The sequence below is a fragment of the Catellatospora methionotrophica genome, assembly GCF_011297335.1.
Classification (GTDB): Bacteria; Actinomycetota; Actinomycetes; order Mycobacteriales; family Micromonosporaceae; genus Catellatospora; species Catellatospora methionotrophica.
Map to the genome: position 1 here is coordinate 308,268 of NZ_JAAOTJ010000005.1, position 23,975 is coordinate 332,242.

The 23,975-nt window shown below is 72.5% G+C and carries 16 protein-coding genes; 12 read left to right on the forward strand and 4 right to left on the reverse strand.

Translation table 11 applies throughout. From position 1 onward, the window contains the following. Positions 1-16: 16 nt before the first annotated feature. Complete coding sequence (locus tag HAV40_RS15900; protein ID WP_166381838.1) at positions 17-955, reverse strand: DapH/DapD/GlmU-related protein; 939 nt, start codon at positions 953-955, stop codon at positions 17-19. Positions 956-973: 18 nt separating this feature from the next. Between HAV40_RS15900 and dapE the strand changes: the two genes are divergently transcribed. Further along, positions 974-2,041, forward strand: a complete 1,068-nt coding sequence (dapE, locus tag HAV40_RS15905; RefSeq protein WP_166381840.1) for a succinyl-diaminopimelate desuccinylase — start codon at positions 974-976, stop codon at positions 2,039-2,041. A 93-nt stretch (positions 2,042-2,134) separates the two neighbouring features. Here the strand turns inward: dapE and HAV40_RS15910 are convergent, their stop codons facing one another. After that, the gene (locus HAV40_RS15910; protein ID WP_166381842.1) at positions 2,135-2,272 is read right to left on the reverse strand and encodes a hypothetical protein; all 138 of its coding nucleotides are present in this window, start codon (positions 2,270-2,272) and stop codon (positions 2,135-2,137) included. A 161-nt stretch (positions 2,273-2,433) separates the two neighbouring features. Between HAV40_RS15910 and HAV40_RS15915 the strand changes: the two genes are divergently transcribed. Beyond that, complete coding sequence (locus HAV40_RS15915) at positions 2,434-3,222, forward strand: LOG family protein (protein ID WP_166381844.1); 789 nt, start codon at positions 2,434-2,436, stop codon at positions 3,220-3,222. Positions 3,223-3,387: 165 nt separating this feature from the next. On the opposite strand, the gene HAV40_RS15920 is transcribed toward HAV40_RS15915, so the two are convergent. Next, positions 3,388-4,752 carry a DUF4407 domain-containing protein gene (locus HAV40_RS15920; RefSeq protein ID WP_166381846.1) on the reverse strand — a complete coding sequence of 455 codons (1,365 nt, stop codon included), beginning with the start codon at positions 4,750-4,752 and terminating at the stop codon, positions 3,388-3,390. A 501-nt stretch (positions 4,753-5,253) separates the two neighbouring features. Between HAV40_RS15920 and HAV40_RS15925 the strand changes: the two genes are divergently transcribed. From HAV40_RS15925 to nudC, 10 genes are all read left to right on the forward strand, one after another. After that, a complete protein-coding gene (locus HAV40_RS15925) occupies positions 5,254-7,254 on the forward strand; it encodes a glycosyl hydrolase family 28-related protein (protein WP_203671544.1) in 2,001 nt (666 codons plus the stop codon). Between the two features lie 344 nt (positions 7,255-7,598). After that, positions 7,599-9,239 (forward strand): PKD domain-containing protein, encoded by a 1,641-nt coding sequence (locus HAV40_RS15930; RefSeq protein ID WP_166381850.1) that lies wholly within the window; start codon positions 7,599-7,601, stop codon positions 9,237-9,239. Between the two features lie 221 nt (positions 9,240-9,460). After that, on the forward strand, positions 9,461-12,685 hold the full coding sequence (locus tag HAV40_RS15935) for an ATP-dependent helicase (protein ID WP_166382042.1): 3,225 nt from the start codon (positions 9,461-9,463) through the stop codon (positions 12,683-12,685). Between the two features lie 70 nt (positions 12,686-12,755). Then, a complete protein-coding gene (locus HAV40_RS15940; protein ID WP_166381852.1) occupies positions 12,756-16,040 on the forward strand; it encodes an ATP-dependent helicase in 3,285 nt (1,094 codons plus the stop codon). A gap of 120 nt (positions 16,041-16,160) precedes the next feature. Next, positions 16,161-16,313 carry a hypothetical protein gene (locus HAV40_RS15945; protein ID WP_239086497.1) on the forward strand — a complete coding sequence of 51 codons (153 nt, stop codon included), beginning with the start codon at positions 16,161-16,163 and terminating at the stop codon, positions 16,311-16,313. An 11-nt stretch (positions 16,314-16,324) separates the two neighbouring features. After that, entirely contained in the window at positions 16,325-17,572 is a 1,248-nt protein-coding gene (locus tag HAV40_RS15950) for a S8 family serine peptidase (RefSeq protein WP_166381856.1), read from the forward strand. A gap of 219 nt (positions 17,573-17,791) precedes the next feature. Then, entirely contained in the window at positions 17,792-19,186 is a 1,395-nt protein-coding gene (locus HAV40_RS15955; protein WP_166381858.1) for an FAD/NAD(P)-binding protein, read from the forward strand. A gap of 64 nt (positions 19,187-19,250) precedes the next feature. Beyond that, positions 19,251-20,546, forward strand: a complete 1,296-nt coding sequence (locus HAV40_RS15960) for a M16 family metallopeptidase (RefSeq protein WP_409364983.1) — start codon at positions 19,251-19,253, stop codon at positions 20,544-20,546. Further along, a complete protein-coding gene (locus HAV40_RS15965) occupies positions 20,543-21,895 on the forward strand; it encodes a M16 family metallopeptidase (RefSeq protein ID WP_166381862.1) in 1,353 nt (450 codons plus the stop codon). Before HAV40_RS15960 ends, HAV40_RS15965 begins: the two co-directional genes overlap by 4 nt. Continuing rightward, on the forward strand, positions 21,892-22,794 hold the full coding sequence (gene nudC, locus HAV40_RS15970; protein WP_166381864.1) for an NAD(+) diphosphatase: 903 nt from the start codon (positions 21,892-21,894) through the stop codon (positions 22,792-22,794). The genes HAV40_RS15965 and nudC overlap by 4 nt, the downstream gene beginning before the upstream one ends. On the opposite strand, the gene HAV40_RS15975 is transcribed toward nudC, so the two are convergent. Next, the gene (locus HAV40_RS15975) at positions 22,717-23,973 is read right to left on the reverse strand and encodes an MFS transporter (RefSeq protein ID WP_166381866.1); all 1,257 of its coding nucleotides are present in this window, start codon (positions 23,971-23,973) and stop codon (positions 22,717-22,719) included. The two genes, nudC and HAV40_RS15975, sit on opposite strands and share 78 nt — an antisense overlap. Positions 23,974-23,975 lie beyond the last annotated feature (2 nt).

Sequence of the window (23,975 nt, forward strand, 5' to 3'; positions counted from 1 at the left end):
CAGCGTGGGGGTCAGATCAGTCGTTGGCGTGCAGCGCCGCGTTGAGCACGATGCCGGTGCCGGTACGCGGCCGGGCCTCGACGGCACCGGTCACCGAGTTGCGCAGGAACAGCACGTTGGACGCCCCGGACAGGGTCGCGGCCTTGACGACCTCACCGGTGGCGACCAGGGTGACCTTCGTGCCCGCGGTGACGTAGCACCCGGCTTCGACCACGCAGTCGTCGCCGAGCGAGATGCCGATGCCCGCGTTCGCGCCGACGAGGCTGCGCTGCCCGACGCTGATGGTCTCCTTGCCGCCGCCGGACAGGGTGCCCATGATGGACGCGCCCGCGCCGATGTCGGAGCCCTCGCCCACCACGACGCCCGCGGAGATGCTGCCCTCGACCATGGAGGTGCCCAGCGTGCCCGCGTTGAAGTTGACGAAGCCCTTCTGCATGACCGTGGTGCCCGAGGCCAGGTGGGCGCCGAGGCGCACCCGGTCGGCGTCGGCGATGCGCACGCCCGCCGGCACGACGTAGTCGGTCATCCGGGGGAACTTGTCGACGCCGTACACGGCCAGGTGGCGGCCTGCGGCGCGCTCGATCAGGCGCAGCTCGTCGACGCGGTCCGGCGGGCACACCCCGGCCGAGGTCCAGGCGTTGTTCGGCAGCAGCCCGAAGATGCCGTCGAGGTTGGCCTCGTGCGGCTGGACGAGGCGGTTCGACAGCAGGTGCAGGCGCAGGTAAGCGTCGGCGGTGTCGCGTGGCGGCGCTGCCAGCGTCGGGATGACCACGTGCACCCGCTCGGTGCGCAGGCCGGGCAGGGCGGGCTCGGCGCCCTTGAGGTCGAGCGCGGATACGCCGCAGATGTCGAGGCCGAGCTGGCCGGCGGGGAACCACACTTCGAGGGTCTGGTCGCCGCTGACGGTGGCGAGACCGAAGCCCCAGGCGGGCCGGTCGGAACGTGTGCTGCTCACGGTGTCTACGCTACCGGTATGCCGAACCCGCTGACGCCGCAGGTGCTCGCCGATCCCATCGCGTCGACCCGTGCCCTGGTCGACATCGAGTCCGTCTCCGGCAACGAGAAGGAGATCGCCGACGCGGTGCAGCAGGCCCTGGAAGGCTGCGCCCACCTGCGGGTGGAACGGCTCGGCAACAACGTGATCGCGCGTACCGAACTGGGCCGTGACCAGCGCGTCGTCCTGGCCGGACACCTGGACACGGTGCCGCTGGCGGACAACTTCCCGTCCACCGTGGACGACAAGATCATGTGGGGTTGCGGCACCTCCGACATGAAGAGCGGCACCGCCATCGCCCTGCACCTGGCGGCGACCTGCCCGGCTCCCCGCTACGACGTCACGTACTTCTTCTACGAGTGCGAGGAGATCGAGGCCGCCCGGAACGGCTTGAAGATCATCGGTGACCAGCGGCCGGAGCTGCTGGAGGCCGACTTCGCGGTGCTGCTGGAGCCGACGTACGGCATCGTCGAGGCGGGCTGCCAGGGCACCATGCGGGCGCGGATCCGCACCAGCGGCGTACGCGCGCACGCGGCCCGGTCGTGGCTCGGCGACAACGCCATCCACAAGGCCGGTGAGGTCCTGCGGCGGCTGTCGGACTACCGGGCGCGCGAGGTCGAGATCGACGGCTGCCGGTATCGGGAGGGCCTGAACGCGGTGGCCGTGCACGGCGGCGTGGCCGGCAACGTGATCCCCGACGCCTGCGAGGTCGAGGTGAACTTCCGGTTCGCCCCGGACCGCTCGGTGGAGCAGGCGGCGGCGCACCTGCGCGAGGTGTTCGGCGGATACGAGATCGAGATCACGGACGCCGCTCCCGGCGCGCTGCCGGGCCTGTCCGCGCCGCCCGCGGCGGAGTTCCTGGCCCTGACCGGGGCGACGCCCGCCGCGAAGCTGGGCTGGACGGACGTGGCGCGCTTCGCGGAGCTGGGCATTCCGGCGCTCAACTTCGGGCCGGGCGATCCGAACCTGGCGCACAAACGCGACGAGCACGTGGAACTCGACAAGATCGAAGCCGGAGCGGACCTACTGCGCCGCTGGCTGGCCTAGCCAGGAGCCCGTCGCAGCGGCCGCTCGGTGTACATCCGGAGCGAAGCGCAGAAAGGACGTCCGACCAAGGCCGCGGAGCGGGCTGCGCATGGCTCAGCGAGCCGCCGCGGGCTCCTCGACGGGCTCGAACTCCTTGGCGTCGACCACCATGGCGATGCGGCGGGCGTGCACGGTGGCGCGGATGCGCTGGCGCATCGCCTGCCGCTGGCGGAGCACCTCACTACGGCTCATCACATTCATCGCCTCCCTCGTCGTCGGCCTTATTCAATCGTTGCGGTATGACAACCTTGACGCCTCAGCATGGCGAAAAGTTGCGGAATCCGCTGGGAATTTGCTGCGGATCGGCGGGCCGCGTCGTCACGTAAACGATCTGGCCGGACTACGGTGATGCCATGACGCAAAGCAACAGTCGACCCGAACGGCACCGGGGCCCGGTGACCCTGCGCCGCGACTCGGTTTCCGCGGGCACCGCAGACCAGGCCCTGCTCGACTCGGCGGGGCGTCCGGATTGGAAGGTCCGCGACTCCTGGCGGACCCTGCGCATCCTGAGTGAGTTCGTCGAGGGCTTCGACACGCTCAGTGAGCTTCCCCCTGCGGTGAGTGTGTTCGGCTCCGCTCGCAGCGCCCCGGACTCGCCCGAGTGCGAGCTGGCGCAGCGGCTGGGTGCGGCGCTGGCGCGGGCCGGATACGCCGTGATCACCGGTGGTGGGCCGGGGGTGATGGAGGCGGCCAACCGCGGGTGCACCGAGGCGGGCGGGCTGTCTGTCGGCCTGGGCATCGAGCTGCCGTTCGAGCAGGGTATGAACGAGTGGGTCGACATCGGCATCGACTTCCGCTACTTCTTCGTCCGCAAGACCATGTTCGTGAAGTACGCCCAGGCCTTCGTGGTGCTGCCCGGCGGCATGGGCACCATGGACGAGCTGTTCGAGGCGCTCACCCTGGTGCAGACGGAGAAGGTCACCCGGTTCCCGGTGGTGATGATGGGCACGGCCTACTGGAGCGGCCTGCTGGCCTGGATGCGCGAGACCATGCTGACCGACGGCAAGATCAGTGCGGCGGACCTGGACCTCATCATCTGCACCGACGACGTCGACGAGGCGGTCGAGCACATCGCGCACGCTGACAAGACCCTCGCCGCCGAGCAGCAGGCCGTCCGCTCCTCCGGCGGCATCGCCGACTGAACCGCCCCGCCGACGCCGCCAAGCCGACGCCGCTCCGGCCGACGCCGCGCTGCCCGCGACGCCTCGGTGATGATCGCCGTTTCAGGCCGAAATCTGCGGTCCAACCGCACCTTCTGACCTGAAACGGCGATCATCACCGGAACCCGACGCTCGCCAGCGCGGGGGTCAGACGCGTTCGCTGAGGCGGTCGGCGGCGCGGTGCAGGCGGTTGTTGAGTTCGGCCTTGTGTTCCAGGATTTCGAGGTCGATCTCAGCGCGGCGTTTGCGGAGGACGGCTTCGCGCTCGGCGTACTCGGACTCGATGTCGTGGTTGAGGTCGCGCTCGGCGACCGCGAGCTGGGCGCTGACCAGCTTGTCGTACGTCGTGGAGCCGCCGACGAACTTCACCAGGATCGGCATGCAGTCGACCAGGATGAAGAAGATGCGTACGGCCCAGATGCCCACGGCCAGCACCCCGCTGGAGTCGGCCAGGTCGTGCAGTGCCCCGAGGCGCTCCAGCAGGCCGATGTTGCCCTGGTGGCTGCGCTCCTCGGCGACCCGTGCCTGGATCTTCGTCTCCCGTTCGGCCTCGAACTTCGCGTGCGAGGCGCGTGACGCCGACTCGAGTTCCGAGATCTGCGTACGCAGGTTGACCAGTTTCGCGCTGTTGGCGTCGAGCTGTCGGGTGCGTTTGAACGCGTCGGCCTCGGTGCGCAGGCGGCGGCAGTTCGGGCCTTCGCCGCGCTGCCCGGTCAGACCGGCCCCGGAGTCGCCGACGCACTCGCGCCGGGCCAGCTCGTTGATGCCGCGCAGCTGGCCCGTGTCCGCGTCGACGATCTTCTGCAGCTCGGCGGCGTCGGTGCGGCGCGCGGTCAGCTCGCGCTGGGTGGCGATGGGGGACTGGTCGAAGTTGAAGGTGTCGACGGCCTTGCAGTCGGCGGGCGCGGCGGGCTCCTGCGAGCCGGGCACCGGGTTGCACACCTTGAGCCGTCCGGCGAGTTGGGCCAGTGCCTCGGTGCGCTGGTCGGCGACGTGCTGGATGACTGCGGTCTCGAAGATGCGCAGCACCAGCGGCTCGGCGATGATGACGCCGAAGAAGAACGCCATGAGCACGCGCATCGCCAGCACCGGCACCCGGCGGAACCAGCCCTCGCCCAGGCGGCTGGAGACCAGCCAGCGGTCCACGTTCAGGATGAAGAGGAACCAGACCAGCACCGGGAAGACGGCCAGCCAGCTCGACGCGCCCATCGCCTGGGTGATCGCGAAGTACATGGAGATGGCCGCGATCGTCGCGGTGCCCAGCACCACCCCGCCGAGCGAGGTGTACCAGGCGCGCTCCTGCGGCACCCGGTCCAGCAGCCGCTCGTCGACCCCGGCCAGGACCCGCAGCCGCCGCCCGATCTGCGGCTTCGGCACCCGCCGCCGCCGCGGTGCGGGTTCGGTGGACTCTGCCGGGGGCTGCGCCTCGACGGTCGGCCGCACCTCGGTCGGCTGCGTTCCGGCAGGCGGTTCCTCAGCCGCGGGCGCCTCGTGTGACAGCGTGTCGTGCATGGGTCCCGCGGTGGGTTCGGGTGTTCGGCGCACCGGCACGGTGTCGTCCGGATCGGAGGGACGGGCGTGGCGGCCTGATGGATCGGCTTCCGGCTGGGCTGGTGGTTCCGAGGGGTACACGCCTAGCTCCCTGTCGATTGGTTGCGGTCCATCTTCCTGTCAACACACGCCTGTGTCTGTCCGGTGGTTGCCGGGGTCCGCCCCTAAGTGCGCCGTCGCGCGTCGCGGATCGACGCGGACCTTCGCAAGGAATTGCGCTGGGCGCGCAACAACCTAATGGCTACTTGTATTTGCCGTGCCAGCGTTACGAAAAGATTACGCAGAACCTTGTGGTAGCCGACACAGGGAATCTAAAGTCACCTACACCTCCTGGCGTCCGCTCCGCCTCGAGCGTCTCAGGCGTTCCATCGTTCCTCCGTTCCCTCCAGAAACGAGTCTTCGATGTCACGGAGCATCACAGGAGCTGCGGCGAGCACCCGCCGGCCCCGGCGGTGGGCCCCGATGGCGGTCGCCTCGGCCACCGTCGCGGCCGTCGGTCTCAGCCTCGTCGGCAGCGCCGGCACGGCACAAGCCAGCACCACCAGCGCCGCGCCCGTGGTGACGCGCGCCGCGCTCGACCCCGCGCTCGTCGCGGGCCGTGGCGCCAGCGTCAACTTCCTAGAGCAGGAAGCCGAGAACGCGGCCACCAACGGCACCCTCATCGGCCCGGACCGCACGGCCTACTCCCTGCCCGCCGAGGCGTCCGGCCGCAAGGCCGTCAAGCTGACCGGCGGCCAGTACGTGGAGTTCACGCTCCCGGCCGCGGCGAACGCGATCACCGTTCGCTACAGCATCCCGGACGCGCCGAACGGCGGGGGCATCACCGCCCCGCTGAACGTCACCGTCAACGGCAAGAACAAGCAGGTCATGACCCTGACCTCCGAGTTCTCCTGGCTGTACAACCAGTACCCGTTCAGCAACGACCCCACCGCGGGCCTGCTGCACGAGGACTGGTGGATCACCGAGTGCGCCTGCGTGCCGGCCTTCACCGACCCGAAGCCGGTCATCGCCACGCCGTTCCGCCCGATGCACTTCTACGACGAGCAGCGCCTGCTGCTCGGCAAGACGTACAAGGCGGGCGACAAGGTCCGGCTGACCGTCCCGGCGGGCAGCAACGCCGCCTGGACCGTCATCGACCTGCTCGACTCCGAGCTGGTCGGCAAGCCGCACGTGCGCCTGGTCGCGTCCAACGTGCTGGCGTTCGGCGCGGACCCGACGGGCCGCCGCGAGTCGGCCGACGCGTTCGACCGGGCCATCGCGTTCGCGAAGAAGTGGCACCTCAAGGTGTACGTCCCGCCGGGCGTCTACCAGGTCAACCGGCACATCATCGTCGACGATGTGACGATCGAGGGCGCGGGCAACTGGTACACGGTCATCAAGGGCAGCGAGGTCGCGCTCAGCGAGCCGGCCGAGGACGGCTCGGTGCACACCGGCGTCGGCTTCTACGGCAGGTACGCCGAGGACGGCGGCAGCAGCGACGTGCACCTGTCCGGCTTCACCATCCAGGGTGACGTCAGCGAGCGCATCGACACCGACCAGGTCAACGGCATCGGCGGCGCGATGAGCGACTCGACGATCGACGGCCTGTACATCCGCCACACCAAGGTGGGCATGTGGTTCGACGGCCCGATGGACAACATCAAGGTCACGAACAACATCATCGTGGACCAGATGGCCGACGCGCTGAACTTCCGCAAGGGCGTCACCAACTCGCTGGTGTCGAACAACTTCATCCGCAACACCGGTGACGACGGCCTGGCCATGTGGTCCGACGGGGTCGCCGACGCGAACAACGTCTACGACCACAACACCGTGCAGACCCCGTCGCTGGCCAACGGCATCGCGATCTACGGCGGCACGAACAACACGGTGTCGAACAACCTGGTCGCCGACCCGATCCGGGAGGGCTCCGGCCTGCACGCCGGTTCCCGCTTCGGCGCGACCGCGTTCGACGGGTACCTGAAGTTCACGAACAACACCGTGGTCCGGGCCGGCACGTACGAGCTGAACTGGAACATCGGTCTCGGCGCGATCTGGATCTACGCGCTCGACAAGACCATCGACGCGGACATCCAGGTGACCGGGGACCACTACCTCGACAGCACCTACAACGCGATCATGATGGTCAGCGAGTGGGGCGTGAAGGACCTGGTCCAGATCCGCGGCGTCAAGTTCAAGGACCTGCGGATCGACGGCACCGGCACCTCGGTGCTCAGCGGCCGGGTCGAGGGCGGCGCGTCGTTCGAGAACGTCGACGCCCGCAACGTCGGCGCGGTCGGCATCAACAACTGCGGTTCGTTCCACTTCACCCCGGCCGGTTCCGAGTTCGTGGTGACCGACCTGGGCGGCAACGACGGCGGCGGCACCACCGGCCCCTGGATGGCCTCCTGGGAGCTGCCGAACACCATCACCTGCGACGACCGCCCGCCGGTCGTCGTGCCCCCGGCGCCGTCGGCCTGGTGACGACGCCGCTGTAACCAGACCGGATGAAACACGGGCGGGCGTTCGAGTGCACAGACACCGGGCGCCCGACCGGAAATCCGGTACCCGCCCCGGGGCGGGACCCGAGCCGAGACCGGCTCAGGTCCCGCCCCGGGGCTGCTTGTACGCCGTATCGCGGCGGCCGGGTGACGCCCGTCCGGGGACCGTCGGGTGTCCGACATAGGTCGTGCGTTCAGTGAGGTCGCGCCATACCGACCGGACCCCTGTGCGGCCGGATGACCCCGCTTCTCGGCTCATTGGGTTATGGAGCGGTTCCCTGCCTGCGTGCGAGGGTGTAACCCGGCCACGATGAGGGGGATCATCCTATGCAGATCAGCAAGTCGCGGGTGCTCCGCTCGGTCGGCAGACTGGGCGTGGCCACCGCACTGGTGGCCGCCGGTGTCGCGGTGGGCGCTGCTCCGGCGCACGCCGTCGCCACCAACACGGTCGCCTTCTGGAGCATGGACGAGCCGAACGGCGCGACCACGCTCATCGACAGCAGCGGCAACGGCCGCAACGGCACCATCGGGTCGGACCTGACCACGGGCGTCGTGTACGCCGGTGCGACCGGTCACCGCTTCCCGGTGGTGCTGCCGGGCGAGATGGCCTACAAGCCGGGTCACATCAACCGGGTTCCGGCGCACAGCGACCTGAACCCCGACTCCGGCGACTTCTCGCTCACCATCCGCTACCGCAGCACCTACTCCTTCGGCAACATCATGCAGAAGGGCCAGGGCGCCACGGCCGGCGGCTACTGGAAGTTCGAAGCGCCGGGCGGCATCCCGCGCTGCCTGTTCCGGGGCGGCAACGGCGCCTCGCGGACCGGCTACGCCACCGAGTCGATCTCCGACGGGCAGTGGCACACCGTCACCTGCAACCGCACCTCCGCCTTCGTCGAGATGTACGTCGACGGGGTGCGCACCAGCCGCGCCAACGGCACGACCGGCAACATCGCCAACACCTGGCAGCTGTCGATCGGCGGCAAGGGCACGTGCGACGGCACCGAGATCACCTGTGACTACTTCATCGGTGACATCGACTACATCAAGATCCTGAAGGGCTCGGGCGGCGGCAACACCCCGCCCACGGCCGACCTCGACCCGTCCTGTACGGGACTGGTCTGCTCCTTCGACGGCACGGGCTCCTCCGACACCGGCGGCGCGGTCCAGAACTACGCCTGGAACTTCGGTGACGGCACCTCCGCCGACACCGACAGCGTGGGGACGGCGTCGCACACGTACGCGGCAGCGGGCACCTACAACGTCACGCTGACCGTCACCGACGACTCGGGCAGCACCGACACGGACACCCAGCAGGTCACCGTCGCGCCCGTCGCGGAGCTGATCTCGTTCGTCGGGCAGGCCACGTCCAACGTCAACGCGCTCAACCACACGGTCACCGTGCCGTCGGGCGTGCAGGCGGGCGACCAGCTGCTGCTGTTCCTGAGCCAGAACACGCACGGCACCACCGGCACGCCGTCCGGCGGCGGGTGGACCCAGCTCGACCGGCTCGACGGCGGATACGCGACGACCACGGTGTGGCGCAAGACCGCCACCGCCGGTATGGCGGGCAGCTCCGTGCAGGTGACGCTGGGCCAGCAGTCGAAGGGCAACTTCGTGCTCGCCGCCTACCGCGGCGTCGACACGTCCGCGCCCGTCGTCTTCGCCAACGCCACCGAGACGACCAGCTCGGCGGCCCGCGTCACGCCCTTCGCGACCGTCACGGCCGCGCAGAGCTGGGGCGTGTCGTACTGGGCGCACGGCGACGCCGCGTCGACCTCGCTGTCGGCCCCGGCCGGCGTGGAGGTGCGCAGCAACGCGTCGCAGACGGGCGGCGGCCGGGTCACCGGGCTGCTCGCCGACACCGGCGCGTCGCTGCCGAGCGGCTCCTACGGCGGCCTGACCGCCACCGGCGCCGCGGCCAGCACCACGACCACCACGTGGACGCTGATCCTGCAGCCCGCCTGAGCACCGCGTCACAAGACGGCCGAGCCGGTCACCCACGCGGGGTGACCGGCTCGGCCGGTCTCGCAGGCGGCCCGCTCGCTGCTGTTTGGGGGAATGTGCAGGTAAGCGGGGGCGGATTCCCGCGCCCTGCCCGAAACAGCTGGTAAGACGTGACGGATTCGTGTGGTTTCCCGGAAACCGCAGGACGGTCCGCTGCGCCGGTGTCGCCCGCGCGTGCTGGAATGTTCGGCGTGAGCAGCGGCGTTCAGCGGGACTGGCGGCTGGTCCGGGGCAGTGGCCCGGACCGGCTGCCGCTGCGTGCCGATCTCGCGCAGCAACAGGTGATCGCCCACGAGTCGGGGCCGCTGCTGGTGCGCGGCGGGCCGGGCACGGGAAAGACGACGACGCTGGTCGAGGCGGTCGCGCGGCGGGTCGCGGACGGCGTCGACCCGCAGCGCATCCTGGTGCTGACGTTCGGCCGCCGGGGATCGCAGTCGCTGCGGCGGCGCATCGAGGCCCGCATCGCCCGCGGAGTCGGGCACGAACCGCTGGTCAGGACCTTTCCGGCGTACGCCTTCGGGCTGCTGCGCCGTTCGGCGGCGCTGCAGGGTGAGCCGTCCCCGCGCCTGCTCTCCGGCCCGGAGCAGGACCTCGTCATCCGCGAGCTGCTGCCCGGCGAGGACACGGGCTGGCCGGATCGGCTGCTGCCCGCGCTGGGCACCCGCGCGTTCGCCGAGCAGCTACGTGACCTGCTGCTGCGGGCCGCCGAGCGGGGGATCGGCCCGGCCGACCCGCTCTGGCAGCGGCGCGACGACTGGCAGGCCGCCGCCCGCTTCCTGCACGAGTACGAGCAGACCATGGCCCTGCGCGACGCCTCCACCCGTGGCTCGGCCGGTTACGACCACGCCGAGCTGGTCCGCGCCGCCACCGCGATGCTGCGCCGCGACCCCGAACTGCTGGCCGCCGAGCGCTCCCGCCTGTCCGCCGTGTACGTCGACGAGCTCGCCGACACCGACCCGGCGCAGGTGGAGCTGCTGCAACTGATCGCGACGGGGCTGCCGCTGACGGCGTTCGCCGACCCCGACTCCTCCACCTACGCCTTCCGTGGCGCCGACCCGCAGATCGCGCGCACCTTCGGCGAGCTGTTCCCGGGCACGGCCCAGGTGATCCTGGCCACCACGCACCGGGCCGCCCCCGCCGTACGCGCCGCGACTGCCCGCATCGCCCGCCGCCTGCCCGGCCACCTGCCCCTGGTGCCCGCTCCCCGCCAGGAACAGGTGGGATCGACTGCCGCCGAACCGCAGGACGATCCGGACGTCGGTGTCGAGGTGGTGGCGCTGCGGAGCCGGGTGAGTGAGGCCGCTTTCGTGGCGCACCGGATGCGGCGGGCGCACCTGGTGGACGGGGTGCCCTTCTCGCGCATGGCGGTGATCATGCGGTCGACGAACGCGCAGCTGCCCGCGTACGAGCGGGCGCTGCGGCAGGCGGGCGTGCCGACCAAGGTGCTGGCCGAGGACCTGCCGCTGCACCAGCAGCCGGCTGTGAAGCCGCTGCTCACGCTGCTGCGCTGCGCCCTGAAGCCGGAGCTGCTGACCGAGGAGGCGGCGGTCGCGCTGCTGCACTCGCCGCTGGGCGGGGCCGACCCGATGGCCGAGCGACGGCTGCGGCAGGGCCTGCGGGCGCTCGCGATCGCCGGGGGTGACACCCGTGGCTCGGGTGAGCTGCTGGTGGAGGCGCTGCGCGACCCGGCCGAGCTGGCCGCGCTGGACCGGCGCTGGGCCACGCCCGCGACCCGGATCGCGATGCTGCTGGCCACCGCGCGGGAGACCGCCGGACGCCCACGGGCGACCGCCGAGGAGGTGTTGTGGTCCGTGTGGCGTGCCAGCGGCCTGGCTGAGCGCTGGGCCAAGGTCGCCACCGCCCCGGCGATGGGCCTGGACCAGCAGCGCCGCGCGGAGACCGCGGACCGGGACCTCGACGCGATCATGGTGCTGTTCGACGCGGCGGCACGGTTCACCGACCGGCTGCCGGGTGCGCGCATCGACACGTTCCTCGAACACGTCGCCGACCAGCAGCTGCCCGCCGACTCGCTGGCCGCCAGCGGCGACCGGGGCGAGGCGGTGCGGCTGCTCACCGCGCACGCGGCCAAGGGCCTGGAGTGGGACGTCGTGGTGGTGGCCGGGGTCCAGGAGGGCGTATGGCCCGACCTGCGCCTGCGCGGCAGCCTGCTCGGCTCGGAGCAGCTGGTGGACGAGGTGGCGCAGCGCGCCCAGCCGGGTGAGAAGGCGCAGCGGGTCGCGCAGACCGCCGCCCTGCTGACCGAGGAGCGGCGGCTGTTCTACGTGGCGGCGACCCGCGCCCGGCGGCGGCTGGTGGTGACCGCCGTCGACTCCGGCGCGGTGGGCGGCGCGGACGGTGAGGACCGGCCCAGCCGCTTCCTGTTCGAGCTGGCCCCGCCGGTGAAGGTGGACGAGGACGAGGTCGAGAACCTGGAGCTGGCCCGGCCGCCGCGCGCGCTGACGCTGTCGGCGCTGGTCGCCGAGCTGCGGTCGGCGGTCACCGGGCCTGACCCGGTCCGGCGGCACGCGGCTGCCCGCGAGCTGGCCCGGCTGGCCGCCGCCGGGGTGCCCGGCGCGCACCCGGACAGCTGGTGGGGGCTGCCCGAGCTGTCCGACGACGGCCCGCTGCAGGGTGCGGACGAGCCGGTGCGGGTGACCCCGTCCACCATGGAGAGCGCGCTACGCTGCGGGCTGCGCTGGCTGCTGGAACGGCACGGCGGCGCGGCCGCCTCGACGGCCGCGCAGGGCGTGGGCAACCTGGTGCACGCTGCGGCGATGCTGGCCGACGAGGCGATGAGCGACCCGGCGGTGCTGGTGGAGTACGTCGCGGCGCGGTTCGACGCGATCGAGCTGGCCGCGTCCTGGCTGGCCGGGCGGGAGCGGGACCGGTCGGCGGAGATGCTGGCCAAGCTGACCCGCTGGCTGGCCGAGAACCCGCGGCGGCTGGTCGCGATCGAGCGCGAGTTCACCGTGCGGCTGGACGCCGAGCCGCCGATCGACCTGGTCGGCCGGGTGGACCGGCTGGAGGTCGACGACCAGGGCAGGCTCGTGGTCATCGACCTGAAGACCGGCAAGACCACCACCGCCACCCGCGAGGAGCTGCCGGAGCATCCGCAGCTGGGGGCATACCAGGTGGCGGTCGAGGCGGGGGCCTTCCCCGAGGGGGACGAGTCGGGCGGGGCGGCGCTGGTGCAGCTCGGCACCACCCACCGCGACGCCAAGGAGCAGGTGCAGGAGGCGATCGGGGAGAACGCCGACCCGCAGTGGGCGCACGCGATGGTGCACCGCACCGCGGCGACCATGGCCGCTTCCACCTTCGTCGCGAAGATCAACGACAAGTGCCGGGTCTGCCCGGTCAAGAGCAGCTGTCCTGTCTCCGGCAAGGGCCGTCAGGTGGTCGAGCCGTGAGCGAGCGTGACGAGCGAACCATGGGCACGGTGGCCGCTCACGGGAGTGCCGAGCGTAGCGAGGTGCGAGCGTGAGCGAGTTGATCAGCCGGGCGGTTGTCGAGGAGGGGCCGCGGTGGACGCCGGAGGAGCTGGCGGCGCAGCTGGGGCTCAAGCCGCCGACCGCCGAGCAGGCCGCGGTGATCAGCGCCCCGGTCGCGCCGCTGCTGGTCGTCGCGGGCGCGGGCTCGGGCAAGACGGAGACCATGGCGGCGCGGGTGCTGTGGCTGGTTGCCAACCAGCACGTACGCCCGGAGCACGTGCTCGGCCTGACGTTCACGCGTAAGGCCGCGGGGGAGCTGGCGCACCGGGTGCGGGTGCGGCTGGGCCAGTTGCGCCGCCATGTCGGCAACCGGTTCACCGAGGGCCTGGACGGCGAGCCGACGATCGCGACGTACCACTCGTTCGCGGCGCGCATCGTCACCGAGCACGGCCTGCGCGCCGGGTACGAGCCGAGCACGCGGCTGCTCACCGAGGCGTCCTGCTGGCAGCTGGCCGACGAGGTGGTGCGGGCATACACCGGGGACATGTCGGCGGTGGAGGCCGCGCCGAGCACGGTCGTGTCGGCGGTGCTGGCGCTGGCCGGTGAGCTGGCCGAGCACCTGGTCACCCCGGACAGCCTGGCCACCTGGACGGGCCGCTTCCACGCCAGTGTCGACGCGAAGCCGGGCAAGGTGATGGCCGACGTGCGCGACCTGCTGGCCCGCCAGCGCGCCCGGCTGCAGCTGCTGCCGCTGGTGCGCCGGTATGCCGAGCGCAAGCAGGTGCTGGAGGCGATGGACTTCGGCGACCAGATGTCGCGGGCGGCGCGGGTGGCCCGCGACCACCCCGAGGTCGGCGCGGCCGAGCGCGAGCGGTTCCGGGTGGTGCTGCTCGACGAGTACCAGGACACCAGCCACGCCCAGGTGACGCTGCTGCGGGCGCTGTTCGCCGGGGACGTGGCGGTGGTCGAGGGCGGTGTGTCGGGGCAGGGGCATCCGGTGACCGCGGTCGGCGACCCGTGCCAGTCCATCTACGGCTGGCGCGGCGCGAGCGCGGGCACCCTGGACCGGTTCCCGGCCGAGTTCCCGGACCGCGACGGCGAGCCCGCCGCGCAGGCGCAGCTCGGGCGTAGTTTCCGCAACCGGTCGGAGATCCTGTCGGTGGCCAACGCGATCTCCGCGCCGCTGCGCGACCGGGGCGCGCGGGTGGTCTCGCTGACCTCCGGCAGCGCCGAGCCGGGCATCGTGCAGTGCGCGCTGCTGGAGTCGTACCTGGACGAGGCGGAGTGGATCGCCGACCAGGTGGTCACCGCGTGGCGCAGCGAGGCGGGCACGGCCGACGACCAGAACCCGGCGCACATCCCCGTCGAGCGGCGGCCCACCTCGGCGGTGCTGGTGCGGGTGCGCTCGCAGATCGCGCCGATCGAGGCGGCGCTGCGGGCCCGGGGGCTGCCGGTCGAGGTGGTGGGCCTGGGCGGGCTGCTGGACACGCCCGAGGTGCGCGACGTGGTGTGCACGCTGCGGGTGCTCAACGACCCGATGGACGGGGCGAGCCTGCTGCGGCTGCTGACCGGCGCGCGCTGGCGGATCGGGCCCCGTGACCTGGTGGCGCTGCACCGGCGGTCGCGGTCGCTGGCGCACGAGCGCCGCCCGGCGGGCGACGACGCCGAGATCGTCACGGACCGGCTCGACGACGCGGCGCTGGCCGAGGCGCTGGAAGACCTCGGCGACCCGGATCAGTACTCGCCCGCGGCGTATACGCGGCTGTCGGCGTACGCGAAGGAATTGGCGGGGTTGCGCGGTCGCCTGGACCAGCCGGTCAGTGACCTGATCGCGGACATCGAGCGAACCGCCGGCCTGGACGTGGAGGTCGCGGTGCGGGCCGGGGACGCGGGGCTGGCCCGCGCGCACCTGGACACGCTCGGCGAGGTCGCGGCGCGGTTCGCGGTGGAGACCGACGGCGCGCCGCTGGGCGCGTTCCTGTCGTACCTGTCGGCGGCCGAGGACGAGGAGCGCGGGCTCAGCCCGGGTGAGATCGACGTGGCCGAGGGCGCGGTGCAGATCCTCACCGCGCACGCGGCCAAGGGCCTGGAGTGGGACGTCGTGGCGGTGGCGGGGCTGACCAAGGACGTCTGGCCGGGTCCCAGCAAGGGCACCGACCACTTCCTCAAGGGCCTGGGCGTGCTGCCGTTCCCGCTGCGCGGCGACCGCGACGGCCTGCCCACGCTCGCCGTGAAGAACGCCGCCGACCAGAAGGAGCTGGGCCGCGCCGTCGCCGACTTCGAGCAGCAGTGGAAGGAGCACGACGCCCGCGAGGAGCGCCGCCTGGCGTACGTGGCGGTCACCCGCCCGCGCACCTGGCTGTTCGCCTCCGGTTACTGGTGGGGCGACAAGGTGCGCAAGCCGCGCGGTCCGTCGACGCTGCTGGCGGAGATCGTCGAGGTGTGCCGGTCCGGCGAGGGGCACGTCGACGTGTGGCTGCCCGAGCCCGAACCCGACGCGGTCAACCCGACCAGCGGCGAGGTCCTGACGACCTGGCCCAGCGACCCGCTGGGCGCGCGGCGGCCCACCGTCGAGGCGGCGGCCGGCCTGGTCCGGGCCATGCTCGACGCGCCGGACGTCGCGACGGCCGAGCACGACGAGGTGACCCGGCGCTGGCGGCAGGAGGCCGACCTGCTGCTGATCGAGCGCGACGAGCAGGCCCGCCGGGCGAACCGGGCCGAGGTGCTGCTGCCCGCGCACCTGTCGGTGTCGCAGCTGGTGGCGCTGCGCAAGGACCCGGCGGCGCTGGCCCGGCGGCTGCGCAGGCCGCTGCCCGCCGCCCCGGACCCGTACGCCCGCCGTGGCACCGCCTTCCACCACTGGCTGGAGCAGCGCTACGGCGCGGACCAGCTGCTCGACCTGGACGACCTGCCCGGTGCGGCCGACTCCGACGCCGCGCCCGACGAGGCGCTGGGCGAGCTGAAGGAACGGTTCGAGGCCAGTGTCTGGGCCGACCGGGTGCCGGTCGAGGTGGAGACGCCGTTCGTGGTGGAGCTGGCCGGGACCGTCGTGCGTGGACGGATGGATGCGGTGTTCCGCGACGACGCGGGCGGTTACGAGGTCGTGGACTGGAAGACCGGCCGGGTGCCGACCGGCGCGACGGCGGCCGCCGCCGCGGTGCAACTGGCGGCATATCGCCTGGCCTGGGCCGCATTGGCGGGGGTGCCGGTGGCGAAGGTCAGCGCCGCGTTCCACTACGTACGCGACAATCTCACCGTGCGTCCCGCGGACCTGCTCGACGAGGCCGGGCTGACGGCGATGCTGACTTCGCTGCCCGCACAGGACGCCGACTAGTCCGTTAATAGCGGCTCACCAACCGAACCGCCGTGCAGACCAGTCCGGAAACCGACTGCGTGATGTCGCACGTAGCAGGCATTGTGTGTGCGGACACACGCATCCCCGGGGAGGCGCGCCGTGGAGTCATCAGTCCGGGAACTGCTCCTGGTGATGCTCGTTGCGCTGCTCGGTGTCGGGGTCGCCAGTGCCGTGGTGCTCGCGCCCTGGCATGCGGCACAGGCCGGTATCGTCGTGGAGGTACATCCGCCGGCCCCGCCCATGGCCGGTTGACGATGATTGTTGTGAACACCTCGATACCCGCCGGAGTGCGCGCGATGTCTGGTCCGAAGTCCCTGGTCACGGCTGCTGTCTCGGTTGCCGTGCTGCTGCTGGGCGCACCCGCGGCCGCGGCCGAGCCGGACGTGGTGCGCGGCATGCAATGGCAGGTCACGGGCCTCGACCTGGCCGCCGTGCACCAGCGCGCGACCGGCTCCGGTGTGCTCGTCGCGGTGCTCGACTCGGGTGTGGACCGCAGCCACCCGGACCTGTCCGGGCAGGTGCTCGGCGGGCCGGACACCGCCTCCAACAGCGATGTGGACGGTCGCGGCACCGGTATGGCCGGACTCATCGCAGGTCACGGGCATGTTCCGGGTACGCCCGCAGGCGCGGTGCGGCCGTCGCCGTCGGTGTCGGCCGGCTGGCCCGCGCCGAGCGCGAGTCCCACCGCCCCTGCTGATCCGCGTACGGCCGGAGTGCTCGGGGTGGCTCCCGGCGCGCAGATCCTGCCGGTGGCGTTCGCGCCCGCGCCGAGTGCGACCGGTGATCCGGACGCGCTGGCCGCGGCGATCGACCGGGCCGTGTTCGGCGGCGCCAAGGTCATCTGCGTCGGCCGGGGCGTCGTGCCGAGCAGCAAGCTCCAGGCCTCGGTCGAGGCGGCCGTGGCACGCGGCGTGCTGATCGTCGCCGCCGACGCGGACCGGGCGGGCCGCCCGTTCACGCCCTGGCCGGCGTCGTATCCCGGAGTGCTCAACGCGATCCCGGCGGACCGGTCGGGCCAGGTGCCGGTCGCGCCGCTGAGCGGCCGTACCACCGGTGTCGCCGTGCCCGGCGTCGACCTGATCACGACCGGGCTCGGCGGCGGTTATCGGATCGACGGCGGCTCCAGCGCCGCGGCCGTGCTGGCCGGTGCGGCGGCGGTGGTGTGGTCGGCGTATCCCAAGGCCACGGCCGCGCAGGTGCTGCAGCGGCTGCGCTCGACCGCCACCGACGCGGGTGCGCCGGGCGCGGACAGCCGCTTCGGCGCGGGCATGCTGAATCTGAAGGCCGCGCTGGCCGCGAACCTGCCGCAGGAGGCCGCGCCGAGCGTGTCGCCGAGCCCGGTGCCGCCGAGCGCGGCCCCGTCGCCGAGCGCCTCCGCGCTGCCGGTCGCGCTGGCCGACAGCCGTGACTGGCGGCGCTGGCTGGTCGCGCTGCCGCTGCTGCTGTTCCTGGGCGCGCTCACGGTGTGGTCGCTGCGCTCCGCCCGCACCCGGCGGGAGCAGGCGGCCTGAGGCTGCCCACGTGGCGGGACCGGGGCGGCGTCGTCCCGGAGCGGATTAACAGATCATTGCCACCTTCCGGCGGCCCGTGGGCGGCGGCCGGATGCCGCTGGCTTGTGTAGGCTGTATCTCCTATCGTGCCGGTAGGTTATATGGGCTTTCGGCTGGCCTCCCCGCGTCCACCGGGCGGGGGACGCCTAACTTGATCAGCGACACGGAGGAGGTACGGCCATGGGCATCGCGGTGGTGGTCGGCGGCGGCTGCAGTGGCGTGCTCGCCACCCGTGAACTGCTGCGGACCGGCTGGCACGTGGTGCTGGTCGACCCCGGCGCACGCCCCGGCCGCGGGCTGGCCTACAGCACCGCCGCCCCGTGGCACCTGCTGAACGCGCCCGCCGCCGCGATGAGCGCCGACCCCGACCGGCCCGACGACTTCCTGCGCTGGTGCCGCCTGCGCGACCCGGCCACCGCACCCACCGACTTCATACCCCGCAGCTGGTACGGCGACTACCTGACCGAGCTGCTGCGTACGGCCGACGAGACCGCCCAGGGGCGGCTCACCGTGCAGCGCGGCCGGGTCGCCCGCATCTTCGAGCCGTCCGGCTCCGGCGGACCGCTGACCGTGCTGCTCACCGACGACGTGGTGATCCCGGCCGACCGGGTGGTGCTCGCCCTGGGCCACCCCGCGCCGGCCACCCCGGCCCGGCTCGACGCCGCCGCGGCCCGCTCGGGGGCGTACGTCGCCGACCCGTGGCGCCCCGGCGCGCTCGACGCGCTGCCCGAGGGGCCCGTCCTGCTGATCGGCACCGGTCTGACCGCCGTCGACGTGGCACTGACCCTGTCCAGCGCCGGTCGGCGCGACCTGATCGCGGTGTCCCGCCACGGCCTGCTGCCACAGGCGCACCGCCGCCCCGGCACGGTGCCGCCGGCGGCCGCCGCCGAGGCGACGATCGCGGCCCTGCCGGAGCTGCTGGCCGCCGGGTCGGCGGCGCGCGTGCTGCGCACCCTGCGACGGCTGGCCGCCGAGACCGGGGACTGGCGGGCGGTGTTCGACGCCCTGCGGCCGCACTGGGACACGCTGTGGCAGAGCCTGCCCGAGCCCGGTCAGCACCGCTTCCTGCGGCACCTGGCGCGCCACTGGGAGGTGCACCGGCACCGCATGGCGCCCGCCGTCGCGGACGGCATGACCGCGCTGCGCGACAGCGGCGCGCTGCGGCTGCACGCCGCCGAGCTGTGCGGCATCGAGGCCACCGACCAGGGCGTACGCGTCGTACTGCGCGAGCGGCACGGCGGTGCGATCACCGCGCCGGTGTTCGCCGCCGTGGTCAACTGCACCGGGCCGGGCCGCATCGTCGAGTCCGACCCGCTGGTCCGGGCGCTCGTCGCGGAGGGCATGGCCCGGCCGGGGCCGTACCGGCTGGGGCTGGACACCGACCCGCACGGCGCGCTGCTGCGCCGCGACGGCTCGGCGCACCCGGCGCTGTGGACGCTCGGCCCGATCCGGCGTGGCGTGCTCTGGGAGACCACGGCCGCGCCCGAGATCAGGGCTCAGGCGCGGGCGCTGTCCATCGCGCTGGGCGACCCCGGCCGTGATCGCGCCGCCGTCGCCGAGTGCGTGGATTCATAGGCGCGGGTGCGGACGCCTTATCCGCCAGCTTGCTAGGGTCGGCTCTGTGTCCACCGAGACCAGCATCCAGATCCCGCGCACGGCGTACGAGGTCGAGCGGTTCACGCTCCCCAACGGTTTGCGCGTCGTGCTCAGCCCGGACCGCAGCGCACCGGTGATCGGTGTCGCGGTCGTCTACGACGTGGGGATCCGGTCCGAGCCCGAGGGCCGGACCGGCTTCGCCCACCTCTTCGAACACCTGATGTTCCAGGGCTCGGCCAACCTGGAGAAGCTGGCCCACTTCCGGCACGTGCAGGGGGCGGGCGGCACCTTCAACGGCTCCACCCACCTGGACTACACCGACTACTTCGAGACGGTGCCGAGCAACGCGCTGGAGCGCATGCTCTTCCTGGAGGCCGACCGCATGCGCGGGCCCCGGCTGACCGAGGAGAACCTCAAGAACCAGATCGACGTGGTCAAGGAGGAGATCCGGGTCAACGTGCTGAACCGCCCGTACGGCGGCTTCCCGTGGCTCAAGCTCCCGCCGGTCATGTTCGACACGTTCCCCAACGCGCACGACGGCTACGGCTCGTTCAGCGACCTGGAGGCGGCCACCGTCCCCGACGCGGCCGAGTTCTTCGACAAGTACTACGCCTGCGGCAACGCCACGCTCGCCGTGTCCGGCGACTTCGACTCCGCGCACGCCCGGATGCTGATCGAGCGGCACTTCAGCGACGTCCCGGCCCGCCCGGCCCCGGCGCGCCCCGACTTCACCGAGCCGGACCTGACCGCCGAGCGCCGCGAGTCGTACGTGGACAAGCTCGCCCCGCTGCCCGCCGTCGCCTCGGCGTGGCGGGTCCCGGACCCGATCACCGACTTCGCCGGGTACCTGCCGTACGTGGTGCTGGCCGAGGTGCTGACCGACGGCGACGCGTCGCGGCTGGTCGAGCGACTGGTGCTGAAGGACCGCACCGTCACCAGCGTCGGCGGCTACCTGGGCTTCATGGGGGAGCCGTTCGAGGTGCGCGACCCCACGGCGCTGCTGCTGCAGTCGCACCTGCCGCCCGGCGGCAGTGTCGAGAAGGTGCTGGTCACCATCGACGAGGAGCTGGACCGGCTGGCCACCGACGGGCTGACCGCGGGCGAGCTGGCCCGCACCCAGGCCCGGATGGCCACGCACCTGCTGCGCGAGACCGACGCGGTGCTCGGCCGCGCGCTGCGCATGGCCGTGCTGGAGCTGCAGCGGGGCAACCCGGGGCTGCTCAACGACCTGCCGCACCAGATCGCGGAGGTCACCGAGGAGCAGGTCCGCGCCGCCGCGGCCACCCTGCGCCCGAACCGCCGAGCGTCCATCGAGGTCGTGCCCGGAGGCAACCAGTGACCACCATTTCCCTTCCTGAGCTGGATGAGAACCGGCCGCTGAGCCTGCCGACCGAGGTCGAGCAGACGCTGCCCAACGGGCTGACGGTGCTGGCCATCCGGCGGCCCAGCGTGCCGCTGGCCGAGGTGCGGCTGCGCGTCCCGTTCGCCAAGGCCGCGCTGGCCGAGGCGGCGGTGCTGGCGCAGACCCTGTTCTCGGGCACGAGCAAGCGCAGCACCGTGCAGATCGCCGCCGAGCTGCAGACCGTCGGCGGCGGGCTGGGCGCGGGCATCGACCCGGACCGCCTGCAGATCAGCGGCAACTCGCTGGTCTCGGGGCTGGACCGGCTGCTGGAGCTGCTGGCCGAGGTGCTGGACGACGCCGTCTACCCCGAGGGTGAGGTGACCACGGAGTCCGAGCGGCTGGCGGACCGGATCCAGGTCGCCCAGAGCCAGCCCGCGCACCTGGCCCGCGTCGCGCTGCTCAAGCGCATCTACCCGGGTCACCCGTACGCCGTGCAGACGCCGTCGGTGGAGGAGGTGCGCGCGGTCACCCCGCAGGCGCTGCGCGCGCTGCACGCCCGCCGGCTGCACCCGGCCGGGGCGACCCTGGTCATCGTCGGTGACCTGGACCCCGAGCAGGCGGTGCAGACCGCGGCCAAGCGCCTCGGCGGCTGGAACGGTAGCGGTGAGAGCGCCGACCTGCCGCCCATCCCGCTGCTGGTGCCAGGGCCGTTGCTGCTGGTGGACCGGCCGGGCGCGGTGCAGTCGTCGCTGCGCTTCGCGCTGCCCGCGGTGGGCCGGACCCACCCCGACCACGCCGCGCTCCAGCTCGCGAACATGATCTTCGGCGGTTACTTCTCCTCCCGCTGGGTGGAGAACATCCGCGAGGACAAGGGCTACACGTACGGCCCGCACTCGGTGATCGAGCACTCGGTGGCCGGTTCCACGCTGACCGTCTCCGCCGAGGTGGCCACCGAGGTGACCGCCCCCGCGCTGGTCGAGACCCTGTACGAGCTGGGCCGCATCGCGGCGCTGCCGGTCCGCGAGGACGAGCTGGAGCAGGCCCGCCAGTACGCGCTGGGCACGCTGCAGCTGGGCATGTCCACGCAGTCCGGCCTGGCCGGGCTGGCCAGCACGTACGCCGGGTTCGGGCTGCGCCTGGGCTTCCTGGCCGAGCACTCGGCCCGGCTGGCCGCGGCGACGCTGGAAGACGTGCACCGCGTCGCGGCGACGTACCTCGCGCCCGCCGTGGCGGCCCCGGTGATCCTCGGCGACGCCGAGAAGATCCAGGCCGCCGTCTCGGCGATCGTGCCGGTGACGGTCGCGTCGAAGCCGGAGCCGGTGAAGGCGAGCGAGCAGTCCGTATGAGTGAAACGCCTGCGGCCCGGTCGGATCTCGACCGGGCCGCGTTCCGGCGCGCCGACCCGCAGTGGCTGGCCGACGCGTGGTCCCGTGGCCGGGTGGTCGTGGTCGGCGACGACGGCCGCGCCCTGATCCGTGACGAGCGGCTGGTGCTGTTCGGCTCGGATGAGGTCGGCGCGGCCGGTCCGACCGGTGAGCCGCTGTTCCTCGGCGTCGACGCGGGCGGCACGGCGTACTTCGCGGTGAACCGCGAGCTGCCCGAGGTGCCCGGCGCGGAGCCGAAGCACCTGTGGGAGGTCGGTGCGGACCTGCCGCCGCGCGAGACGTCGCTGCTGACCCAGGCGCTGGCACTGGTCCGCTGGCACCGCGATCACCTCTACGCCCCGCGCAGCGGCAAGCCGACCACGGTCGAGCAGGGCGGCTGGGTGCGCCGGGACGCCGACGGGGAGCAGCACTTCCCGCGTACCGACCCGGCTGTGATCATGGCGGTGCACGACGGGGTCGCCGGTCCCCAGGGCCGCATCCTGCTCGGCGCGAACGTGGTCTGGGCCGGTGCCGCCAAGCGCCGCTACTCGGTGCTGGCCGGGTTCGTCGAGGCGGGGGAGACCGCCGAGGACGCCGTCGCCCGCGAGGTGTACGAGGAGGCCGGTGTCCGGGTCTCCGACATCCGCTACCACGGCAGCCAGGCGTTCCCGTACCCCCGCTCGCTGATGCTGGGTTTCATCGCGGTCGCCGACCCGGCCGCGGACCCGCTGCGCACCGACCCGGACGAGCTGCTCGACGCGCAGTGGTTCACGCGTGAGCAGGTCGCCCGGGTGTTGGACGGGTCAGACGACTCCTTCACGCTCCCGAACCGGTCCTCCATCGCCCACCAGCTCGTCCTGACCTGGCTGCGGGCGGGCTGACGGCGGAGTCAGCCCGCGCGCGACCCACAGGTACAGCGCCGACACGGCCATCACCGCGCTCATGCCGACCAGCAGCAGCCGGAAGTCGACCAGCTCGACGAGCACCGCGCCGAATCCGATCGCGAGCGTCTGCGGTGCGCTGATCAGCGCGTCCATCGCCGCCGACACCCGGCCCATCAGGGCCGCGGGGGTGGTGCGCTGCATCAGCGTCATCAGGCCGACGAGCAGGTAGGGCAGGCCGAATCCGGAGATCAGGCAGGTGGCGAAGGCCAGCCCCAGGTTCGGGGTCAGGCTGGTGAGCAGCAGTGGCAGGAACAGCGCGATGCCGATGGCGTTGGCGGACAGCTCGCCGACCCGGCGGATCAGCCAGGCCGACGTAAGCCCGCCGAGCAGCCCGCCGACGCCCTGGACGCTGATCAGCACGCCGATGAACGCCGGTGGCCGGTGCAGGCCCTGGTCGACGAAGGCGAAGAAGACGGTCTCGCTGAACCCGAAGACGAGGATCGAGATCACGTTGCCGATCAGGGCGCGGCGCAGCGGCACGCTGGCCCACAGGTGGCGTACGCCCGCGCCGACCTCGGTCAGCCAGCGCTGCTCGGTGCGCTCGGGCTTCTCCTCGGGCACCCGCAGCACGGTGATGACCAGGGCCGCGATGAGGAAGCCCGCCATGCCGAGCGCGGCCAGGCCCCAGCCCTTCGTGGCGGCGTAGAGCGCGGCCCCCAGCAGCGGCCCCACCAGGCGCAGTCCCTGGCGCACCGTCTGCAGCGCGCCGTTGGCCTCAGCCAGCAGGTCCGCCGGGATGACCTCCTTGATCAGGCCGTTCAGCGAGGCGCTGACCAGGATGTAGGAGACGCCGTAACAGATCGCGACGGCGAAGATGATCCACAGGTCCTCGCGGCCGTCCACGGCCAGCAGCGGCGTCAGCATGACCGCCGAGCCGACCAGCGAAGCGATCAGGAACGGGCGGCGGCGGAACCGGTCCACCACGACGCCGAACAGCGGCGCGAACACCACGGGCAGGACCACGCACAGGATCGCGGTGCCCGCCATGCCGTCGGAGCCGGTGAGGTCCTTGGCCCAGATGGCCAGCGCCAGCACGAGCATCGACTCGGCGGTCATGCTGAAGAACAGGCCCGCGAACAGCAGGCGGAAGTCGGGTCGGCGCAGCACGGCACGCATGG

What these genes read in the sequence shown, in the direction of transcription:
- dapE (WP_166381840.1), top strand. Translation starts at nt 974, where the DNA reads ATGCCGAACCCGCTGACGCCGCAGGTGCTCGCCGATCCCATCGCGTCG.
- HAV40_RS15910 (WP_166381842.1), bottom strand. Translation starts at nt 2,272, where the DNA reads ATGAGCCGTAGTGAGGTGCTCCGCCAGCGGCAGGCGATGCGCCAGCGC.
- HAV40_RS15915 (WP_166381844.1), top strand. Translation starts at nt 2,434, where the DNA reads ATGACGCAAAGCAACAGTCGACCCGAACGGCACCGGGGCCCGGTGACC.
- HAV40_RS15920 (WP_166381846.1), bottom strand. Translation starts at nt 4,752, where the DNA reads ATGCACGACACGCTGTCACACGAGGCGCCCGCGGCTGAGGAACCGCCT.
- HAV40_RS15925 (WP_203671544.1), top strand. Translation starts at nt 5,254, where the DNA reads ATGGCGGTCGCCTCGGCCACCGTCGCGGCCGTCGGTCTCAGCCTCGTC.
- HAV40_RS15930 (WP_166381850.1), top strand. Translation starts at nt 7,599, where the DNA reads ATGCAGATCAGCAAGTCGCGGGTGCTCCGCTCGGTCGGCAGACTGGGC.
- HAV40_RS15935 (WP_166382042.1), top strand. Translation starts at nt 9,461, where the DNA reads ATGTTCGGCGTGAGCAGCGGCGTTCAGCGGGACTGGCGGCTGGTCCGG.
- HAV40_RS15955 (WP_166381858.1), top strand. Translation starts at nt 17,792, where the DNA reads ATGGGCATCGCGGTGGTGGTCGGCGGCGGCTGCAGTGGCGTGCTCGCC.
- nudC (WP_166381864.1), top strand. Translation starts at nt 21,892, where the DNA reads ATGAGTGAAACGCCTGCGGCCCGGTCGGATCTCGACCGGGCCGCGTTC.
- HAV40_RS15975 (WP_166381866.1), bottom strand. Translation starts at nt 23,973, where the DNA reads ATGCGTGCCGTGCTGCGCCGACCCGACTTCCGCCTGCTGTTCGCGGGC.